Raw genomic sequence first — 2,896 nt, 5'->3', positions numbered from 1 at the left:
CAATCGGGCGCGGTCGATGGCGCGACCGCTGTCCCCAGCACCGCCGCCGCACCGACCAGCTCGGCGGTAAAGGCCGCCCCCTTGCGCGCCACCGCGCCCATCTCGCCCGATGCCAGCAACAGCCACAGCGCGCCCGGTTCCTCCCATTGCGTCAGCCGCAATTCCAGCGCCGCCCCATCCCAGCGCCCCGCCATCAGGTCCGCCTCGCTGATCGCCTCGCTCGTCAGCGCCCCGCCGACATCGCTATCCTCCCCGTCCAGCCCGATGCCGCTGCGGATCGCCGAAGGCGTCATCCCCGGCGCGGCGCGGTACAACAGCCCGCCGACCATCAGGTCGCGATCATGGCTGGTCAGCCCGATCGTCACCCCGTCCCGCCGCGCGATCCGCCAGCAAAAGGCCAGGGTGCCAAGCGGCTGGCCCAGCATCTCGCCCACGCTCATTCGCGTATCTCCACCAGCGGCACCGACGGCGCTTCCCCGGCGGCAAAGGTCGCGCGGTTGATGTCGATCCGGTCCTCGGCAAAGCGCACCGGCACGTCGAAGCGAAAGCCGGCGGTCAGCAGCACGCCCTCCGCCGGAGCATCCTCGAACGCGATCACCCCCAACCCGGCATGGCTCCATCCGCTGCTCATCTCGACCCCATCGGCCGCGACCCGGATCGTCCCCGCCACTGGCCGGGTGATGATCCGCCCCTGCGCCTCCGCGCCCACCCCATAATGGCGCATCAACGGGAAACTCGTCCGCACCCCGTCGCCCATGCCCAGCCTCTGGTCCAGCGGCCCCGGTACGCTCCCCGCCGCACCGCTGCGATCATCATAGGGATCGGCAAAGCGAAACCCCCGCGCCGCCCCCCGCCGCGCGCGAAAGAAGGCAATCAGCGTGGCGATATCCGCCTCGCTCCGCACCCCCGGCCCCGCATCGAAGGACAGCCGCGCATCGGCCCAATCGCTGCTGCGCCGTTCATGCCCCGACGGGCTTTCCACGATCTGCGTCGAAAAGGCCGGCGACACGCTCGCCTCCCGCCCTATTCCCAGCGGAAAGACCACATCGTCAAAGGCTTGCATCCCATCCTCCCCATCCCGCCTAAAAAGCGTCAGGCCATCGCGGCAGACCTGCGGCAGCGCCCAGACAAAGGTCGCCGCCGTCCCCCGCGCGACCGACGCCTGCGCCGCCGCCACGATCGCGCGCCACTGCGCCGCTTGGCTCCCCAAGAGCACGAAGCCCGACAGATACTGCTGCTCGTCCACCGGATAGCCCAGCCGCGCCGTCGCCAGCGCCACCCCCTGCGCCGTCCGTGCGGGCCGCCCCTCCGTCACCCAGTCATAATCTTCCAGTTGCAGGACATCGAAGGCAGGCGCTGCCCAGCCCACCGGCATGTTCGCTCGCTTGGCCTCCGGCGCCTGCGGGTCGAGGATCGTCGGCAGATAGGCCAGCAAATGCGTCACTGCCCCCGGTGCCGCCGCCTTCACCGCCGCGCACAGCGCCGCCGTCGACGCCGCCAACACCGCGCCCGCCTGATCCAGCAGCGCGCATTGCGCCGCATCCAGTTCCCCCCGCACATCGGGGATCGCCACCGGGCTCCCGCCAAAGGCCGCCCGCGCCGCCTCATCATACAGGCATATGCGCCCATCGGCCGGCATCACCCACCACCAGGGCTCACCGACCTGAAACAGGATCGGCAATTCCGCCGCCAACCCTATGGCAACAAAGGCCAACGCCACCGCCTGCAAATAAGCCATCGCCCCGCCATCCGCGGGCGACAACAAAGTCGATGGCGGCACCCATCCGGTCAGCGCCGGGTCGCCATTGCCCGCCCGCTGCTTCCACGCGCCCCAGCAATGCGCGTCGAACAGTTCATAAGACAGCGACCAGATCACATCGAAGCCCAGCCGCTTCGCCTGTGCCGCAAAGTCCCGGTGCCACGCCGCGCAGGGTGCATTCAGCGCGCCCCCGCTCAGGCTGACATATAGCCCGTCCACGGATGAAGGATCGGGCCGTTCGAGCCGGAAATAATGGCTCATCCCCACATAATGGTTGATCGCCCCGCGATAGCCCAGCGCATGGATCGCCTCGACCACCCGCTGCGGCGTCTGGTTGAAACAATCATCATAGCCCGTCGCCATCGACAGCCCATGCTCCGGCAACATCACATCGCCCACGACAAGCACCGATCCCGCCCCGTCGCACTTTATGTCCGTCAGTTCGGCCCAACCCTCCTGCGCTCCGGCAAAGGGCGTTGCGCCAGCATCATAATCGGGCGGCACCAGCGAAATGAACATCCGGTCGATGTCGCCCGCCCACACCGGATCGCTCTCTTCGGGCAACAGATAGCCGCCCTCCAAAGCGGCAAAATCCAGCAGTATCTCCGCATCTTCCGGCCCGCCGCTCGCATAATTCCACAATCGCACATACCAGGCCCGCGCCACCCCAGCCGCGTCCCGCCCCTCGATCGTCAGCGTCGGCCCATGCGTCTCGTCCAGCCTGCGCACGCCCCCGCTGCGCCAGCGAAAGCGCAACACGCAGTCGCGAAAATCGCGCGCCGTCTCATAGGCCAACAAAGAATGGCTCCACCCATCCACCGCATCCCAGATCAGCCCCGCCAGATCGCCCGACCGATAGAAAACCGCATCCACCCGCACGGCATCCGGCGCGGTCGTGACCACGCTCGCCATCATCGGGCGGGGGAAATTGACGGTCCAATGCGTCGGCGCGAACCGCTTGATCCAGCGCGTCTCCTGCCCCCGCCGCGCATCCGCCAGCCAATAGTCCAGTCCCGCCATCAGCCCAGCGCCCCCTTCACCGCCCGCGCCACCTGCCGCGCACTGCGCGCCAGCAAGCGCGGCTCGCTCTCGCCGCCGCGCCCATTGACCGCGATGCTCACCCGCACATCGCGCGCG

At 68.7% G+C, this 2,896-nt stretch carries 2 protein-coding genes and 1 pseudogene; all 3 read right to left on the bottom strand.

Translation table 11 applies throughout. From position 1 onward, the window contains the following. Positions 1-440: DUF2163 domain-containing protein (locus BF95_RS24780; protein ID WP_043155460.1), on the bottom strand; the 440-nt coding region annotated here is incomplete at its 3' end. Next, positions 437-2,779 carry a DUF2460 domain-containing protein gene (locus BF95_RS24775; RefSeq protein WP_043155457.1) on the bottom strand — a complete coding sequence of 781 codons (2,343 nt, stop codon included), beginning with the start codon at positions 2,777-2,779 and terminating at the stop codon, positions 437-439. The genes BF95_RS24775 and BF95_RS24780, both read right to left, overlap by 4 nt. Next, positions 2,779-2,896 (bottom strand): annotated as a pseudogene (locus BF95_RS24770) (tail tape measure protein); the annotation flags it as partial. The pseudogene BF95_RS24770 and the gene BF95_RS24775, both read right to left, overlap by 1 nt.

The sequence above is a fragment of the Sphingobium sp. Ant17 genome (genome assembly GCF_000588875.1).
In the GTDB taxonomy this organism is placed as follows: Bacteria; Pseudomonadota; Alphaproteobacteria; order Sphingomonadales; family Sphingomonadaceae; genus Sphingobium.
Note: the sequence above shows the minus strand (reverse complement) of the source record. Positions and strands in the feature narration are given on the sequence as shown.